The organism is Longitalea arenae, from assembly GCF_016924755.1.
Taxonomy (GTDB): Bacteria; Bacteroidota; Bacteroidia; order Chitinophagales; family Chitinophagaceae; genus Niastella; species Niastella arenae.
In genome coordinates, this window is the sequence record NZ_JAFFJX010000004.1 from 393,638 (window position 1) to 412,080 (window position 18,443).

General features: G+C 46.8%; 11 protein-coding genes. 6 read left to right on the forward strand and 5 right to left on the reverse strand.

Going from position 1 to position 18,443, the window contains the following annotated elements; translation table 11 throughout:
- Positions 1-64: 64 nt before the first annotated feature.
- Both JT717_RS12255 and JT717_RS12260 read left to right on the forward strand, forming a co-directional pair.
- Entirely contained in the window at positions 65-904 is an 840-nt protein-coding gene (locus JT717_RS12255; RefSeq protein WP_205510759.1) for a DUF2911 domain-containing protein, read from the forward strand.
- Positions 905-1,084: 180 nt separating this feature from the next.
- Positions 1,085-2,035 carry a bifunctional helix-turn-helix transcriptional regulator/GNAT family N-acetyltransferase gene (locus JT717_RS12260; protein ID WP_205510760.1) on the forward strand — a complete coding sequence of 317 codons (951 nt, stop codon included), beginning with the start codon at positions 1,085-1,087 and terminating at the stop codon, positions 2,033-2,035.
- A gap of 95 nt (positions 2,036-2,130) precedes the next feature.
- Here the strand turns inward: JT717_RS12260 and JT717_RS12265 are convergent, their stop codons facing one another.
- The 5 genes from JT717_RS12265 to JT717_RS12280 all read right to left on the reverse strand — a co-directional run bounded on the left by JT717_RS12265 (position 2,131) and on the right by JT717_RS12280 (position 9,412).
- Positions 2,131-3,876, reverse strand: coding sequence for a sodium:solute symporter family protein (locus JT717_RS12265; RefSeq protein ID WP_205510761.1), 1,746 nt, complete (start codon positions 3,874-3,876; stop codon positions 2,131-2,133).
- The gene (locus tag JT717_RS28625; protein ID WP_255552952.1) at positions 3,873-3,998 is read right to left on the reverse strand and encodes a hypothetical protein; all 126 of its coding nucleotides are present in this window, start codon (positions 3,996-3,998) and stop codon (positions 3,873-3,875) included. Before JT717_RS28625 ends, JT717_RS12265 begins: the two co-directional genes overlap by 4 nt.
- 15 nt (positions 3,999-4,013) lie before the next feature.
- Complete coding sequence (locus JT717_RS12270; protein ID WP_205510762.1) at positions 4,014-4,169, reverse strand: hypothetical protein; 156 nt, start codon at positions 4,167-4,169, stop codon at positions 4,014-4,016.
- Positions 4,170-6,686, reverse strand: a complete 2,517-nt coding sequence (locus tag JT717_RS12275) for a PIG-L family deacetylase (protein WP_205510763.1) — start codon at positions 6,684-6,686, stop codon at positions 4,170-4,172.
- Between the two features lie 179 nt (positions 6,687-6,865).
- Positions 6,866-9,412 carry a M14 metallopeptidase family protein gene (locus tag JT717_RS12280; protein ID WP_205510764.1) on the reverse strand — a complete coding sequence of 849 codons (2,547 nt, stop codon included), beginning with the start codon at positions 9,410-9,412 and terminating at the stop codon, positions 6,866-6,868.
- Between the two features lie 454 nt (positions 9,413-9,866).
- Between JT717_RS12280 and ggt the strand changes: the two genes are divergently transcribed.
- The 4 genes from ggt (at position 9,867) to JT717_RS12300 (ending at position 18,384) form a co-directional block, all read left to right on the forward strand.
- Entirely contained in the window at positions 9,867-11,579 is a 1,713-nt protein-coding gene (ggt, locus tag JT717_RS12285; RefSeq protein WP_205510765.1) for a gamma-glutamyltransferase, read from the forward strand.
- 39 nt (positions 11,580-11,618) lie between these two features.
- Complete coding sequence (locus JT717_RS12290) at positions 11,619-12,170, forward strand: DUF1572 family protein (protein ID WP_205510766.1); 552 nt, start codon at positions 11,619-11,621, stop codon at positions 12,168-12,170.
- 211 nt (positions 12,171-12,381) lie between these two features.
- Positions 12,382-13,200 (forward strand): KilA-N domain-containing protein, encoded by an 819-nt coding sequence (locus tag JT717_RS12295; RefSeq protein WP_205510767.1) that lies wholly within the window; start codon positions 12,382-12,384, stop codon positions 13,198-13,200.
- Between the two features lie 402 nt (positions 13,201-13,602).
- Positions 13,603-18,384 carry a translocation/assembly module TamB domain-containing protein gene (locus tag JT717_RS12300; RefSeq protein WP_205510768.1) on the forward strand — a complete coding sequence of 1,594 codons (4,782 nt, stop codon included), beginning with the start codon at positions 13,603-13,605 and terminating at the stop codon, positions 18,382-18,384.
- Positions 18,385-18,443: the final 59 nt, after the last annotated feature.

Genomic DNA, 18,443 nt, shown 5'->3' on the forward strand with positions numbered 1-18,443 from the left:
CGTTCATCCAGGATTTCTATCATAGAATTCGTTTATATCTTACTTTCGCGCAAATTCGTTCGTCATGAGAAAGACCATTTTGATTGGATGCTTGATTGCATTTGCATTTATTACAGAAGCGCAGCTGAAAACGCCCGCGCCTTCCAGCACACAAACCATTAAACAGGATTTTGGATTGGGTTCCATTGAATTAGCATATTCCCGTCCGAATATTAAAGGCCGTAAGGTGTTTGGCGACCTGGTGCCTTTCGGAAAGGTTTGGCGTACCGGTGCCAACCAGGCTACAACGCTCACTTTTGCCGATGAGGTAACTATTGGTGGCAAAAAAATACCGGCCGGTAAATATGGTTTGCTGACGATCCCTGACAAAGGTTCCTGGACCATCATTATCACTAAACAACTGGATGTAACCTCCCCTGCGGCTTACAAACAGGAGAATGATGTGGTGCGTATACAGGCAAAACCTGAAAGCATTAAGAACAAAGTAGAGACCTTTACCATGCAATTTGCCAATGTAAAACCTACCAGCATTGAATTGCATATGATGTGGGATCAAACGAATGTGGTGCTTCCTATCACGACTGAGATCGATGCCAAAGTAATGGCCCAGATCGATGAGCTGATGAAAAAGGAAGATCCCAAGAACCATCCCTATTTTGGCGCCGCCATGTACTATATGGAGACTGGCAAAGACCTGAATAAAGCATTGGATTGGTTCAATAAAGCCGCAGAGGCAAATCCCAAAGCTTTCTGGGTAATGCACCAGAAAGCGAATTGCCTGGCCAAACTGGGCAAAAAGCAGGAAGCCATCGAATCAGCCAACAAATCGATGGAACTGGCCAAAGAAGCTAAGAATGATGACTATGTAGCCCTCAATCAAAAGCTGCTGGCTACGCTGAAATAACTAACAATTCATTTGTAAGAATGGGTCGCGCCAGGGAGCGCGACCCATCTTTTTTGTGTATCTGTACTCCGCCGACCCGCTCGAATTATTACCATTTCCATTCTTACCTTTTTATGGCCGAAATATGCCCGGATTGAATAAAGTTGTAAATTACGTAACTAATTACATAATTCATTGGATATGGACTTTTATAACAATGCCGGAAAAGTGGCGCTGGGCAGCCGCCTCCGCCGCTTAAGTGAGCAAATAACAGAAGACGCCAGCCAGGTGTACAAAATGTACAATGTAAGCCTGCAGCCAAAATGGTTCCCGGTGTTTCATGCCTTATCACAGGGCCAGGACAAAACCATTACAGCCATTGCTGAAGAGATCGGCCACTCGCATCCATCAGTAAGCACGATTATCAGGGAAATGGTAAAACAGGGCATTGTTACAGAAAAAAAAGATAAACTGGATGGCCGCAAGAATGTAGTGGGCCTTTCGAAAAAAGGTAAGGAGATCAAACAGCACATCGCTCCCCAATACATCGATGTGACCAATGCCATTGAAGAAGCTTTGTCACAAACCCGCTACGATCTGTGGAAGGCCATCGAGGAATGGGAGTTTCTGTTACAACAGAAATCATTATTGCGGCGTGTACAGGAGCAAAAAAAGTTACGCGAAAGCCGGGAAGTGCAGATCGTTGATTACAAACCAGCCTACCTCGCAGCTTTCAAGCGCTTGAATGAGGAATGGATCTCGAAATATTTTAAGATGGAAGCCGCCGACCATAAAGCGCTTGATAATCCGCAGAAGAATATCATTGCCAAAGGTGGGCATATTCTTGTGGCCCTGTACAACAATGAACCGGTTGGCGTTTGTGCACTGCTCAAAATGGATGATCCGGTATATGAATATGAACTGGCGAAAATGGCCGTATCACCCGCTGCCCAGGGCAAAAGCATCGGCTGGCTCCTGGGAAAAGCGGCCATCGAAAAAGCCAGGTCGCTGGGCGCTAAAAAATTATACCTGGAAAGTAATACCATTCTGCAACCTGCTATCAATCTCTATCATAAACTGGGATTCAGGAAGGTGGTCGGGCATGCTACGCCGTACGAACGATGCAATATCCAGATGGAATTGGTACTATAGTTAACATTCGGTCAAATAAGTTCGCAAAGTAAATACCAAAAGATGCACATGGAGCCGATTATCACCATTGACCATTCACCATTCACCATTGACGCTTACTTCTTAATAGCAACCCTTGGTTCAACCTTACTGCTTTTGCTGAAGAATGTCACTTGTAATAAACCCGAAAACAACAGAACGGCAGCAGCGCCCACCAGGTTCAACCATAGGAAAGAAAGCAGGTCGAGCGAGTACACGCTGATAACAACCGCTTCGGCAAGGATAGCGCCAAAGAAAACGGCATTGCCGCCTACCCTTTTCATAAAAATGGCTACCAGGAAAACGCCCAGGATCGTTCCATAAAACCAGGAACCCAGGATGTTCACGGCTTCAACCAGGCTATTGCCCAGGTTATAACTGAATTGTGCTACCACCACGCAAAATATACCCCAGATCAAGGCATATGCCTGCGACCACCGGTACTCGCGTAAAGGGGTTGTTGGGGTCTTTGACAACCGTTTATGAAAATCGATCATGGTACAGGAAGCCAGCGCATGTAAAGCAGCCGCTATACTGCTCCAGGAAGCGAGGAAAATAATGGCAATGATCAATCCTACCAATCCATTGGGTAAAAAATCACCTACAAAGCGAAGAAAGATATAATTGGTGTCGTTGCCGTCGCTGCCGGGGATCGTTTTCTTTACAATATTTTTTATAGAATCCCGAACCTGCGTAGCCTGCTGCTGCTCCTGTTGCAATTGGGTGCGCAGCTGATTCACCTTTGTGGCGTCATCCTGTTTCAATGCATTTCCCAAAGCCATTGCCGTCTTTCTTTTTTCATCCTGCACCTGCAGGTACTTTTTTTCAGCAGCAGCAAACTCACCGGCATTGACACTCTGCCGCAGCGTTCTCTCTTGCGCCAGGTTAAAGTAAGCCGGCTCTTTTGTAAACTGGTAAAATGCAAAGATCAGAACCCCGATAAGCAGAATGCCAAACTGTAATGGCACTTTTGCCAATCCGTTCATTAACAAACCAAGCTTGCTTTCCTGTTCGCTACGGGCGGTGAGGTAACGGCCAACCTGGCTTTGGTCGGTTCCAAAATAACTCAGCGCTAAAAAGAAACCGCCAATGACGCCACTCCAGATATTATACCGGTCCTTCCAATCGAATCCATGTTCTGTAACACCCGAAGTGATCACATTCAGTTTACCCGATTTGCCCCCAACGTGTAAAGCTTCGGTAATGCCGATGCCCGCCGGTAACATCTTTATGGCCCACCAGGCAGCAATGAACATGGCTGCATATATAATTATGATCTGTAACTGCTGTGTGTAGGCAACTGCTTTGGCGCCACCGCTAACGGTATAAATGATCAGCAATCCACCCATGAACAAAGTCGTAAATGTCATATCCCAGCCCAGCATACTGTGCAATACGAGCGAAGGCGCAATAATGCTTATGCCGGTTGATAAACCTCGCGAAAGCAGGAACAGGAATGAAGTGAGCAGTCGGGTCTTTACGTCAAAACGCTGCTCGAGGTATTCGTAAGCCGTGAACACTTTTAACCGGTGAAACACCGGCACGAAAATGATACAGATCACCACCATCGCCAATGGCAGACCGAAATAGTATTGCACAAATCGCATGCCTTCGCTATACGCCTGCCCCGGCACCGTTAAAAAAGTTATGGCGCTGGCCTGCGTGCCCATAATGCTCAGCAATACCAGCCACCAGGGCAATTGCCGGTCGCTTAACAGGTATCCTTCCAGGTTTTTGGATGTCCGGCTGCGGTACACCCCATACACAATAATGAGTAAGAGGGTGAACACTAATACCGTCCAGTCTAACCGGGAAAAATTCATGCAAAGTGTTTAGTGAAGAGATAAAATAAAACGATCAGGAATAACAAAAATCCGATCACCAGCCAGTACCAGTACCGCCACTTTTTAAATACAGGTATACGTTCCTTCTCTACTGGTGGCATATCTATGAGTTTATGTTATTTCTTTTTATTCGAAAAGATCATGACGGCCATAAATGCCAGCAATACACCTAACACCAGGCCAATGGTCAATTTTTTTAACAGCTTACCTAAGATCAGTCCGACAATAATGGCAATTATGAAAAACCACTCGCGCTTTGATAATGGGCCCATCTAAAAACCTTTCTTTTTATTTAATGCAATAATATTGGCCAGTAACCGGTAGGCCCCCGGAACGCCGGCTGGTAACTCCCGAAAGAATACCAGCCCGGTATATACAAATTTGCCTTTGCCATAACTGCCAATGATGAGGCTGCCTTTTTGTTCTTTTTCATTCGGATCAGCCATCGACAAGGGAGTTTCATAGGCGCTGTCTACCTGGTCGGCAAAATAGATACCTCTTTCCTGCACCCAGTTGTCAAAATCTTTTGCGGTGATCTTATTAGGATAGTTTAATACGGGATGATTGGGTAACAGAAAATTCACGGTTGCCTTTTCATCGGTAACCCGGTTGCGGGAGATCGCAAATGGATAAGGGCCTATTTTGTCTGTTACCGAGCTTATAAAATTACTGGTATTGTATTGAACGATCAGGTTACCACCGTCCTTTACGTAATCCATAAGCACAGCATGTTTACCTTCCAGGTAATCATGCACGTTGTATGCGCGCACACCGGTTATAATAGCATCGAACTGTTTCAGGGTAAAGGGTGTAATATCCTTTTCTTTCAGCACCGTTACCTCATAGCCCATTTGTTGTAAGGCAATGGTCACTTTATCACCAGCGCCCTCGATATAACCGATCTTCTTCCCTACCGTTTTGATATCTATGTTCAATACCTTGATGGCATCCTGGTAGAAGTAATGAATGTGGGGTATATGATCGTACCGGATATTAGTCAGGTTCAGGTAGGCTGGTTGCTCTTCGGTTCCATTTTTCAATTCAACAAATGCCTGCACAAAATCCTGCTCCTTGTCTTTCAGCATGGCATTGTCGATAGTAAAAATATACTGGCGTTGACTGCCTGGCTGTACGGTAAAATTGCTATCTGTTTTTGTAGAGTTGTCGTAGGTAAGCCTTTTTGAAATGCGGGCCTTGTAACCGGTAAACCGTTTATTAGCGGTTACGGTAATGGCTACTTCAGCACGCTGCTTTTCTCCTTTACGGAAAATAACAATGCTGGGTTCGGTAGTAACGGTTGAAGAAGGTACCACCACCAGGGGCTGGTATAATTCTCCTTTCACGGGGTCGGTATGTTTGTATTGCACCGGTTTATAAAAGCTGAATGGTTGACCGGCAATAAGCAGGTCGAAGCGGACCTGGTATGCTGGTTCGTTCTGAGGCTTCCCGATCAGCGACTGATCATCGACGGTAAAAGAACCATCGCTCATCTTTTTTTCCAGCCAGTATGGCTGTGAGATCGGCTTGGTGGTGAATACATAAAATGTTTTCTGAAGGCTGATATTCCGGTTCTTTTCCAGGTTTAGCGACAGGGTGGTGTCCAGTACATCGAGATTGATCTTATTCAGTTGAACGGGTGCGCCCAAGCGGTTATTGATGACCAGATTTATCTTTACCGAATCACCTTCTACAGCCTGTTCATTACCGGTCGTGGCTTCCATAAATAAGCCGCTGCATTGCTCTATGAGGCGCTGTACTTCTTCCAGCTTTTGCTTTTTCCAGTAGCCGTCTTTTAATGCCTGTATTCCCTTATATAAATTTACCAGCGCTGGAACGGTGTTTTCGGGGTTGGCAATGGAATAATTTTTCAGGATCTCATCAATTTGTGCATCTATGGCAGCACCGCCTTCTACTTTTGCCCAACTGGTATTAATGCCATCCATGAGGTCGTTTTGTGCAGGTTCACCATCGGTGAAGGAAAAATATTCCAATTGCGTACCTCTGCTGCCAGGCACACCAAAACCCTGGCTTTTATGCTGGCTGCGGCTCTCAGCAGCTATTTCTCCGTAACTTTTCCCTACCAGGGCATTGTAACCGCCTACATCTATTTTCAGTTGATCGCTGCTGGTAGTATTGGTCGTTCCGAAGTTGAAGGTATTCCAGAATATGCGTTTTACTTTCCAGGTTTGTACGCCTGCTCCCAATTGCTCAGGAAAGCGATTGGGATCCGCAGCGGCTTTAAATGCTTCGTGGGCTACGACAGCAGAAGCGGAGTGATGTCCATGCCCCGCCCGGCTGTCTTCCGGAAAACGGGTAATGATAATATCAGGCTGAAATTTGCGGATGATCCAGACAGCATCGCTGAGCACTTTTTCCTTACCCCATTTTTCCAGTGCTTCATCAGTGCTTTTACTGAAGCCAAAATCAAATGCGCGGCTAAAGAACTGTTCGGCGCCATCGGTGCGGCGGGCTGCCAGTAATTCCTGCGTGCGGATCAGGCCCAGGTCAATGCCCTGTTCGTCGCCGATAAGGTTTTGGCCCCCATCGCCCCGGGTCAATGATAAATAACCGGTACGGTACAATCGTTCGCGCGCCAGCCATGCCAGTAAACGGGTGTTCTCGTCATCGGGATGGGCAGCTATATATAATACGGAACCTAATACTTTCAATTTTTTGAGCTGCAGGAAGATATCGGCCGATGTATAGGCAGGGGGTGTTTGTGCCGACACCGGCAGTACGTACAGCAGAGCAATCAGCAATAGTAATCGCCCGGGGTAAAATTCATTCATTCTGATAAATTTGATCTTAATCCGGGGGCAAAATAACACAATGCAGAGCAGTGTTCCAATCCGCTGGTAAATTTTAACATGGTGGATGGTCAATCAATAGGCAATGCCAATAAGCAATAGGCAAAACCAAACGGAAATTTATCGATCCGGGGTTGCCCATTGTCAATTGCCTGTTGACTTTACTGCCCCACCATAAACACGGCATTACTGAACAGCAGTTTGCCATTCTCCCAAAAGCTTCTGAACAGCGGATCATCGGCCAGGTAAATTACAGCGCCCTGCCCCATATCCTGTACGCCAAAGAGCAAGCCGTCTTTTAATTTATCTTTCAGCTTTGAACCTACGAAACCGGCTACCTGGTTATCTTTTTTAATGACGCCCACATTCCAGCCAAGATCCTTAAAGAATTCATAGATGGTATTGTCCTGCTTCAGGGTAAAATAAGTTTCATCGTAACCAAAAGCCAGGGGATGCGAATTATCCAGTTCTACTTTATAAATGGATCCGGGATTATAACCCGGGATAAAATCGCGCTCCCGGTTTTCATAGCGGCGCAACATACTGTAATCTTCTTTTTTATCGGTTATATCGTCCTTATCTCCTTTATCATCGTCTCCCTTTTTGATGCGGATGCCCCAGTCTGCAGCTGCCAGCTGCGCCACGGCGCTTTCCAATGCAATCACGCGGCCCCCGGTGGTAACCCAGTCTTTCAGGGCTTCATTCATCGAGCGGTCAGCTAAGAACTTGTAATTACCGTCGGGCAGGATCAGCACATCCAGGTCGCGTAACATATTTTTTGTAAGATCGCTAGCCCAGATGACATTTACGGGATAGCCGATCTGAACATCGAAGAAATGCCATACTTCGCCCATGCTTAGGGAAGAAATACCTTCTCCAGCCAGCAGCCCGATCTTTGGCGCCTGCATGGTGTGCACTTTTTCAGAACCAAAATCAAATCCTTTTTCAACAAAAGAGGAAGAAACGGCCGTATACCCGATGCCTGCTTTTTCGGCTGCTTTATTGATGATACTGCTTAATGAAGTACCTAGCGACTGGTTGCTGGTGCGGGTGATTATAAGCGTTCCTTTATCAAAATCTTCATTGCCGGCTTTGAACGGCTGCTCTGCATACCGCACTTTTACTTTCTGCTGCAATACGGTGCTCAGGAATTGTACACTGTTCAGGCCATTCCAGCGTACCAGCCAGGCAACAGGATGCTGGCCATTGATGGTTCTTATTTTCGTTTTATCAGTTACTGCCGACTTTGGCAAACCGCTTATATAACTGCTCAATCCATATGTGGTAAGTCCATATACAAAGGGGATCGACCAGGCGGTGATATCATAGGTCACTGTATCGCTGAGGCGGGAATTCCTTTCAAAAAGCACTTTCACCAGGTTGGCATTAGGCTGGTTGGCATTGATCACAATATCATGGCTGTCTGTTTTTAACGACACCATTTTACCGGTGTAATAATTAAGGCCGTTATAGCTGCCGTTGCCGGTATGATTCCATTCAATATTATTGCGGGTGAGCAGCTGCTTTAACCGGGTAATTTTATCGCCTTCATCCGCTTTAACAACATAGGATTTAAATTCTCCCGGTGGTGAGGTACGTGCTTTGTCATAATACTTCCTGAATTCCTGCACCACCTTTGGCGCATTTTGCGCAGTGGTTTCAATAGTGCTCATGCCGGTAGTGAAATGATGGTAGAGGCGGTCCCATAAAGTGAGGGTATCGCCATCCCGGTTGATCACGGCAGCACCACCCCGGCTATGCCCGCCCTGCTCGTAAGTCATTCCGATGGCCCCTTTATATAAAGGATAGGTATCGCCGTAGCTGGGATAAAAAAGATCGAAACGTTCTTTGGTAAAGAACAACCACCCCTGCTGATCGAAATATTTGGCATTGTTGCGGCCAATGATCGTTTGAAAATCGCGCTGCCAGGGCGTGATCACTTCGTGGTATGGTTCGGCCGCCGGGGCAAAATAATAGGGATTATTATAGTATTGTTCGTGGTAGTCTACATGAATTTGCGGCAGCCACTGATTATATTTTACAATGCGCTGCTGGGTTTCAACCTGTGTTTGCCATGCCCAGTCGCGGTTAAGGTCAAAATAATAGTGATTGGGCCTGCCACCGGGCCAGGGTTCCGAATGCTCGCGGGTAAAAGGCTGCGGATTGGGTTGCACGCCTACTACCGAATTGAACCAGTTCACATACCGGTCGCGGCCATCGGGGTTGATACAGGGATCGATAATGATCACGGTATGCTTCAACCATTCTTTTGTTTTGGTATTGGCCGGATTCACCAGCTCGAACAGCGTAAGCATGGCAGCTTCGGAAGAAGAAGTTTCGTTGCCATGCACATTGTAACTTAGCCAGATTATGGCAGGCGCTTTTTCATCAGGGGCCATTTTATCGGCCGCCATGCCGGCGAGTCGCAGGTTATTTTGCCGGATGGCTTCCAGGCGGGCCAGGTTATCGGGCGAGCTCACGTACAATAACAATAAGGGTCTGCCTTCATTGGTAGTGCCATATTGCTCCAGCTTTACCATATCGGGCGCCGCTTCCGCTACCTGTTTGCAATAATTGACAATATTAAAATGAGGGGTGTACCGGGCGCCTAATTTGTATCCCAGGAACTGATCGGGCGATTTTACCTGGGCCAGTGCGAAACTGGAAATGAATAATAACAATACTACGCCGGCGGGGACTTTCTTCATAATTAAAAAATGTACCGTGAAAGTAATTAAAACGCTGAAAATGAAAAAAGCACCTCACCAAAGTGAAATGCTTTTATTTTCTCATGTGACCACTAAGTTTTTATTAGAACGCAATTGATCTTGCGTCAGTGATCTATATAAACCGTAGCAGCGGCCGCTATTTGACCCGACTGCTGTTTATGACAATGCCTGCGTTAATATATGGGTTGACAAGAAATCTTAACCGTATGAACAATAAAGAGAAAGCAAAAACCCGCAGAGAAACCAGTAACTTATATGAAAGGAAGATTGCAAAATGCCGTGTACAATGGCTCTTTCTCATAAGCTCATGTGGTTTGATCCCCGTAAACAGTTTTTGTTAGTGCTCTAAAATTAAAACATTTAACGTAATTATAAAAAAAACCGCCAGCTAATTTTGGTTTGTTAATTTTAGCTACTCAACCTTTTCTTTAATATGAAAGCTGTCCTTTTATATACGTTCCCGTTAGTACTGCTTTTCACCGCATGTTCCGGGCTGCGTACACCTGCGCATACACCGGTTAACCCATATAGTTATTCCATTCAAAAAAAGGTAACAGGTTCAAATGGTGCCGTGGTCTCCGCGCATCCGCTGGCCAGCGAAACCGGTATTGCCATTTTGAAACAGGGCGGCAATGCCATAGATGCCGCAATAGCTACCCAGTTGGCTTTGGCGGTAGTCTACCCGGGTGCAGGGAATATCGGAGGCGGTGGTTTTACCGTTATCCGCCTCGCAAACGGTGCTGATGTCACCATCGATTACCGCGAGAAAGCCCCGGCTAGCGCACACCGTGATATGTATCTCGATCAGGCGGGCAATGCACAAACGGAATTAAGTCAAAATGGCCACCTGGCAGCTGGAGTTCCGGGTACTGTTGCGGGTTTATTCCAGTGCATGAAATACGCCAGCCTGCCCTTTAAAAAATTAATTCAACCCGCTATTGACCTGGCCGAAAAAGGCTTTGTAATAACCGCATCAGAAGCCCGCAGCTTGAACCATGCCCGCGAGGATTTTATCAAATACAATACGGTGACCCCTGTCTTTGTAAAACCCGGTGGCTGGAAAGCCGGCGACACCCTGGTGCAGCAGCAACTGGCCAATACATTAAAAAGGATCCGGGACAAGGGTAGGCAGGAATTTTACGAAGGAGAAACCGCCCGGTTGATCGTAGAAGAAATGAAACGGGCCCATGGCATCATCAATTATGGCGACCTTAAAAGTTATACGGCAAAAGAACGGCAGCCGGTTGTTTTCGATTACAAAAACTATAAGATACTCACCATGCCGCTGCCAAGCAGCGGCGGCATTTTGTTGCCGCAAATGATGAACATGATCGAAGACAAACCAGTAAAAGAATATGGCTTTCAGTCGGCCAGGGCCGTACAGCTGATGACAGAAATAGAACGGCGCGCCTATGCCGATCGTGCTAAATACCTCGGCGATGTTGATTTTTATAAAGTACCCGCTGAAAAATTAACGAGCAAGACGTATGCTGCAGAAAGAATGAAAGATTACAAGCCGCAAACGGCTGGCAGCAGCCAGGTGGTTCAGGCGGGGGTTATTGCGGAGAGCGAAGAAACAACCCATTTCAGCGTATACGACAAAAACGGCAATGCCGTAGCTGTAACAACTACGCTGAATGGACATTACGGCAGTAAAACGGTGGTGGGCGGCGCAGGCTTTCTTTTGAACAATGAGATGGATGATTTCAGTATTAAACCGGGTGTTCCCAATATGTATGGAGCCATTGGCGCTGATGCCAATGCCATTGCCCCGGGAAAACGCATGCTCAGCTCTATGACGCCTACCATCGTATTAAAAAACAATAAACCTTTTATCGTGGCAGGCACACCAGGCGGCACAACGATCACCACCTCGGTGTTCCAAACCCTGATCAACATCCTCGAATTTGACATGAGCACCGAAGATGCCGTGAATAAACCTAAATTTCATCATCAATGGTTGCCCGATGAGATTTTCGTGGAGGCCGATTTTCCGCAGGCAGTAAGGCAGCAGTTGCAGCAAATGGGTTACAAGGTTACCCAGCGGGGCTCCATTGGCCGAACGGAAGTGATTCGCATTGATGAAAATGGGCATTTTGAAGCAGTGGCCGATAAACGCGGCGATGACTCCGCGGCAGGATATTAACCCCCTGCCCCATTCATATCATACCTAAAACTTTCAGTTATGTCTACATCAATAGGTACCGAATTTTTGCATACAGCCATTAAACGGTTACGCTATTACAAGGGCCTGGGCGAAAAGACATTCGACCAGTTAACGGAAGCCGACTTGCATTTTACGCCAAACGAGGCATCGAACAGCATCGCTGTGATCATCCAGCACCTGAGCGGAAATATGCTTAGCCGCTGGACCAATTTCCTCACTGAAGATGGTGAAAAAGCCTGGCGGCAGCGGGACGAAGAATTTGAGGTGCATGATTATTCGCGCGAGCAATTGCTGCTGCTATGGGAAGAAGGCTGGAACTGCTTTCTGAATGCACTTACGGCGCTCACCGAAAATGACCTGCTGAAAACGATCTATATCCGGGAAGAACCTTTGTCCGTGATCGACGCCATCAACCGGCAACTGGCGCATTACCCTTATCACGTTGGACAGATCCTCTACATTGGCAAGATCATTAAGGATAGAAGCTGGCAAAGCCTCTCGATCGAAAAGGGAAAATCGGAAGCTTATAACAAGAGTGATGGCATAAAGGATCCGGCGAAGAATCATTAGGCAATAGCAGTTCACAATTCGCAGTTCACAATACACGATTGACAATTGGTAGTTCGCGGTTCGTAGTTCACAATTCACAATTGGCAATTGGCAATCCGCAAAAACTGCGGCTTAAGTAAACATTTGCTCTCATTTACATATGCATTTTTTGATCAATATCAAATAGCGCATAGCCGCTTTTGTTGTACTTTCAAACGATAAAATCAGCGCTATGCCTAACAACAAGGTGATCATGGTAAAGGAAACACCCGTTACCATCATTGAAGTGAAGGAGCAGGATTATATTTCCTTGACAGATATGGTGAGGTCATTTGGTGATGAAAGTATTATATACAATTGGTTAAGGAACCGTAATACAATTGAATTTTTAGGTATCTGGGAACAGATCTATAATCCGGATTTTAAACCCATCGAATTCGATAGGTTTAAAAACCAGGCGGGATTAAACAGTTTTACACTCTCTGCGAAAAAATGGATCGATGCCACAAACGCTATTGGCCTCGTTTCCAAGGCCGGCCGTTATGGGGGCGGCACCTTCGCCCACAAAGACATCGCCTTCGAATTTGGCAGCTGGCTCAGCCCCGAGTTCAAACTATACCTCATTAAAGAATTTCAACGGTTAAAAGATGAAGAAAATAAAACCCATCAGCTGGAATGGAACCTGCAGCGTACCCTGTCCAAAATAAATTACCGCATTCATACTGATGCCATAAAAGAAACATTGATCCCACCCCAACTGACCCGCCAGCAAACCGGAACCATTTATGCCAGTGAAGCCGACCTGTTGAACATGGCGCTTTTTGGAAAAACGGCCACAGAATGGCGAAAAGAAAATCCCGGGAAATCCGGTAATATCCGGGATGAAGCAAGCCTTGAGCAACTGGTGGTATTGAGTAACCTCGAAAGCATCAATGCCGTTCTCCTTCGCCAGGAACTTTCGCAATCTCAACGCCTGCAACAACTTAATGAAATTGCCATCTCCCAAATGAAATCACTGCTCGCAAACAATGCATTGAAAAAACTAAAATAAAATCTTGCTGTCCCGGCTGCGGCCTTTTGTCCGGTTGTCTGCCGCGAGAAAGTTCCCAATCGACAAATACCCACTCCCCTGCTTTGACTAACCATCTGTTTTAACTATCTTACTTCACACTGCTCCCTACCGATAGAGACCATTTACCCCGTTTACCTGTTTTGAACCATTTACCCAAATTGTTCGTTAAAAACCAATGAAATAACCAACCTTCATAGCCATTTTACGTATGTTCAATACAGCTATCGGCGCACCACCGCCTGCCGGGGATGTTAAAGCCACTGAAAAGTTGCTCAAAAACAACTCATTGGTATTGATTTTGCGCCAGATAGGAAACTGTTTTATTACTTTTACATTTAATACGCTCCAACCCTGAGAAAGTTTTGGAAAATATCCCGGACCGTGCTGCTGGTGCTGATCGGTTTGATCATTTTAGCCTGGCTGGCTATTCAAACCTCCTTTGTCCAGAACTGGTTGGTAAAACAGATCACCGGTAAACTTTCCAAAAACCTCCACGCTACCGTTCGCATTAAACACGTTGATTTCGCTTTATTCAATAAAATGGTGCTCGAAGGCACCCTCGTAAACGACCAGCACAAGGATACCCTGCTTTATGCCGGCGCCGTAAAAGTGAATCTGACCGACTGGTTCTTTCTGAAAGACCGGATTGTTCTGAACTATATCGGCCTCGAAGATGCGCTCATCCACCTGCAACGCAGCGACAGCACCTGGAACTATCGCTTCTTGGCCGACTATTTCAGCAGTCCGAAAAAGAAAGAAGTAAAAAAGCAGGACGACATCGATCTTGACCTCGAAAAAGTAGAATTCCGGAACGTAAAGCTGATCCAGACGGATGGATGGCGGGGTGAAGACATGACCCTGCAGCTGGGTTCAATGGATGTGGATGCCGATGAGATCAATCTGAAAAAACGCACTGCCCACATCAACAGCATCACCATCCATAAACCGGTTTTTGCCATTTATAACTACGATGGTAACCGGCCCGACTCCCTAAGGCCCAAACCCGACACCGCCGCTATCATCAACGATCCCAAAAAGCTGCGCTGGAACCCCGGCAATTGGGATGTGGCCGTTGACCGCCTTACCCTCGATAAAGGCACTTTCCGTAACGACGTGCAAACAGACAGGCTCCCATACGAATACTTCGATGGCAATCATATCCTCTTCACCGATATCAAAGCTGTTTTTAACAAGGTAGTTTTCAAACAGGATACGGTCACCGCCGGCTTATTGCTTTCTACCAAAGAACGCAGCGGCCTCGTGGTCAAAAAACTGAACGCCCGGGTCACCTGGCATCCCGAAGCGATGGAATTTGCCCGGCTGGACATTCAAACCAATCGCAGCCACCTGCAGAACTACTTCGCCATGCGTTATGCTACCTTCGACGACATGAGCGACTTTGAAGACAAAGTACGTATGGAAGGCGATTTTACGAATGCCGTACTGAACAGCGACGACATCGCATACTTTGCCCCCGAACTGCAGGCCTGGAAGAAAGAGATCCGCGTTACCGGTAAGGTCAAAGGCACAATCGAAAACCTCAGCGCCCGTAAACTGATCATTGAAGCCGGCAAAGACACTTATCTCAACGGCAACATCCGGCTGAACAGCCTTACCAAACTCGATAAGACCTATATCGACTTTGAAGCGAATGAATTCAGGACCACTTACCGCGATGCCATCACCATCATTCCCGACCTCAAAGGCATTGAGCAACCAAGGCTCGATAAACTGGAATACCTGCGTTTCCGGGGTAACTTCACCGGTTTCATAAAAGACTTTGTTACTTATGGTACGATCGAAACCAGGCTCGGTGTAGTGGTGAGCGACGTGAATATGAAATTTCCCGACAATGGTCCCACCATTTACACCGGCAGCATTGAAACCAGGTCTTTTGCCCTGGGCGAATTTGTAGATGCGCCGCAGGTGGGCAAGATCAACTTTACAGGTTCGGTAAACGGCCGGGGCCTGCGAGCCAGCACCCTGAACGCCAAACTGGATGGTAATATCCGCTCACTCGATGTAAACAATTATAATTATCAGAATATAGTCGTTAAAGGAACCGTTGCCAAACGCCTGTTCAATGGAGAGGTGATCAGCAACGACCCCAATTTAACGGCCCGGCTGAACGGACTGGTCGATTTCAGCCAGAAAGTACCGGCTTTCAATTTTGATGCGGAAGTGAGCAAGGCCGATCTCCGGAATGTTAAACTTACCCGCGACAGTATTGAGGTAAAAGGTAAGTTTAGGATGAACTTTACCGGCAGCAATATCGATAACTTCCTGGGTACTGCACGTATCTACGAGGCGTCTATCCTGAAAGACAGCAAACCCATTTCTTTCGATTCGCTCAGTATTGAATCAAAGGCCATGGGCAACAACAAGGTGATCACTGTAGTAAGTAATGAATTCGATGGTGCGCTGGTTGGCGACTTCTCCATCAGGGACCTGCCCGATGCCGTTCGCTCTTTTTTGAATAAATACTATCCCAGCTACATTAAACCATCGCGACGCGAACTGAAGAACGAGAACTTCAGCTTTGTGTTCACCACCAAAAAAGTGGATGAATACATGAGCTTTATCGATAAGAACCTCGGCGGTTTTAACTATAGCACTATTACCGGCCGCATCAACAGTAAGGAGAATGTACTGGACCTCAATGCGGAAGTGCCGCAGTTCAACTATAAAAATATTTTCTTTTATAACCTCAATCTGAAAGGCACCGGCAATTACGATTCCCTGTCGCTCAGCAGCACTATTGCCGATGTATACCTGAACGACAGCCTGCATTTCCCAGGTACTGATCTGCGAGTGCGGTCAGCGAAGGATATGTCGCTGGTACAATTGAAAACGGCAGCCAATCAAACCCTCAACTCGGCCGACCTGTTTGCCCGGGTACAAACCATGCCGGGCGGTGTGCACATAACCTTTAATGAATCGAACTTCGACCTGAATGGTAAAAACTGGACCATTGAAAAGAATGGTGAACTGGTGTTGAGTAAAGAGCTGGTATCGGCCGAGGGCGTAAAGATCTATAATGGTCAGCAGGAGATCCTGGTTACCACCCACCCTTCCGATATTGGCAATACCAACGACATAAAAGTAGAATTGAAAAAAGTGAACATCGGCGATTTCGCGCCTTATGTAACTACCGACAACCGGCTCGAAGGTTTGCTTACTGCTACTGCCGATATTATTGATCCCTTTGGCAAATTACAGGTTGACCTTGCCGGCGAAGCGGAGATGTTCCGGCTCGACAATGACTCCATTGGCAAACTGCAACTGAATGCCAATTACAGCCAGGTGACCAACAGGGTAAATTTCAAAACCATTTCAGCAAACGACAAATACATATTTGACCTGAACGGCCTGTATAACCTGTCAGATACGGCCCATACGGCGCCGCTGGATATTACCGGCAACTTTAAGGATACAAAGATCAGGCTGCTCGACAAATACCTTTCTGACGTTTTCACTGACCTGGATGGCTATGCTACAGGTCAGTTGCGCATTGTGGGCCCGCCCAACGACCTGAAATACCTGGGCCGCATGCAATTGCGTGATGGCGAACTGCGGGTGATCTACACCAATGTATTGTACAAAATACCATCGGCCGTTTTTGATTTCCAGGAAGACCAGATTGACTTCGGCGCCTTTAAATTCAAGGATGAAAAAGGCAATACCGGTCAAATTACCCGCGGAATATTAAGACACCGGGCTTTTGACGACCTGTATTTTGATTTTGCTTTCAATACCAATAAGCTCATGGTATTGAATACCGGCAGCTCCAGCAAAGACCCGTTTTTTGGTACCCTGATCGCCAAAGCCAATGCCACATTCAAAGGCCCGCTGGAAGATATGCGGCTGGATGTGCGCGGCGAACCGGCCGATAGTTCCAAACTGAACATCCGTTCACAAACCGGCCGTGAAAGCGGACAGGCCAGTTTTGTTGTGTGGAAACAGTATGGTAGCGAAATGAAAGCCGTGCGCAGCACCGATGCCAGCAACCTGCACGTATCGCTTGATGTTACGGCAAACAACTTCGCCAACATGTATGTGATCCTCGATGAATTAACGGGCGATGTGATACAGGCTAACGGCCATGGCAACCTTAAAATGAACACCGGTACCGATGGCAATTTCAGCATTACAGGCCGGTATGAAATAGACCGCGGAAACTATAATTTCAATTTCCAGAGTCTGCTGCGTAAACCGTTTAAACTAAAAGAGAACACCGGTAACTATATCCAATGGCGGGGCGACCCTTACGATGCCACCATAAAGATCGATGCCGAGTACGAAGCAGACGATGTGCGCTTTAGCGACCTGGCAACCGAAGCGGTTACCAATGCCAACTCCAACGTGCGCAAATACCGCGGTAAAGTAATTGTGGTGGCCTCGTTAACGAAAAGCCTTATGAAGCCGGATATCGCCTTCCAGATAGAGCTGCCTACGAACAGCCCCTTAAAGGATGATCCGGATGCCCTGCGCATTTTGCAGTTGATCCAGCGTGACCAGAACGAGTTGAATAAACAGGTAGCCTTCCTCATTGTATTCAACAGCTTCGGGCCTGTATCTTCTTCCAGCCAGAACAATATTGGCAGCCTTGCCTTCAGCGGGGTGGTAGTGAATAGTATTTCCGGGGTATTATCGGGCGCCCTGAGCAAACAGTTCTCCAGCATTTTCCAGAAACTGTTTAACGACAAAAGCATTAAGGTGAACTTCAATGCCCAGTTGTACAATGGTAGTAACCTGGTTGACAATATCGACCGCAGCAAATTGAATATCGACCGCACCAATCTCAATTTCAATATTGGCAAAAGCTTTTTGAACGAACGGCTCACCTTCACCTTTGGTAGTGCCGTTGACTTTGGTTTATCACCGCAACAGGTGCAGGCTACAAAGAACCTGCAGTTCCTGCCGGATATTTCTGCCGACTGGAAAATACGCCAGGACGGTAAACTCGTGCTCACCTTCTTTTATCGCGACTCCTACAATTACCTGGCGGGTACCGGTGCACGTCAAAACCGCTCCGGCGCCAGCATCAGTTACCGCCGCGACTTCGAACGGCTGAGCGATCTCTGGCGTGCCGACCGCAAGAAAAAACTGAAACCACCCGTGGTCAATAACGATACATCCCGCAACGAAACAGGGAGCAATTAAAAGCTAAACATGCTGGCGCCTAAGGAGCAGCCATAGACATCAAATTCATCTTTCAACCA

What these genes read in the sequence shown, in the direction of transcription:
- JT717_RS12255 (WP_205510759.1), top strand. Translation starts at nt 65, where the DNA reads ATGAGAAAGACCATTTTGATTGGATGCTTGATTGCATTTGCATTTATT.
- JT717_RS12280 (WP_205510764.1), bottom strand. Translation starts at nt 9,412, where the DNA reads ATGAAGAAAGTCCCCGCCGGCGTAGTATTGTTATTATTCATTTCCAGT.
- JT717_RS12295 (WP_205510767.1), top strand. Translation starts at nt 12,382, where the DNA reads ATGCCTAACAACAAGGTGATCATGGTAAAGGAAACACCCGTTACCATC.
- ggt (WP_205510765.1), top strand. Translation starts at nt 9,867, where the DNA reads ATGAAAGCTGTCCTTTTATATACGTTCCCGTTAGTACTGCTTTTCACC.
- JT717_RS12290 (WP_205510766.1), top strand. Translation starts at nt 11,619, where the DNA reads ATGTCTACATCAATAGGTACCGAATTTTTGCATACAGCCATTAAACGG.
- JT717_RS12260 (WP_205510760.1), top strand. Translation starts at nt 1,085, where the DNA reads ATGGACTTTTATAACAATGCCGGAAAAGTGGCGCTGGGCAGCCGCCTC.
- JT717_RS12265 (WP_205510761.1), bottom strand. Translation starts at nt 3,876, where the DNA reads ATGAATTTTTCCCGGTTAGACTGGACGGTATTAGTGTTCACCCTCTTA.
- JT717_RS28625 (WP_255552952.1), bottom strand. Translation starts at nt 3,998, where the DNA reads ATGCCACCAGTAGAGAAGGAACGTATACCTGTATTTAAAAAGTGGCGG.
- JT717_RS12270 (WP_205510762.1), bottom strand. Translation starts at nt 4,169, where the DNA reads ATGGGCCCATTATCAAAGCGCGAGTGGTTTTTCATAATTGCCATTATT.
- JT717_RS12275 (WP_205510763.1), bottom strand. Translation starts at nt 6,686, where the DNA reads ATGAATGAATTTTACCCCGGGCGATTACTATTGCTGATTGCTCTGCTG.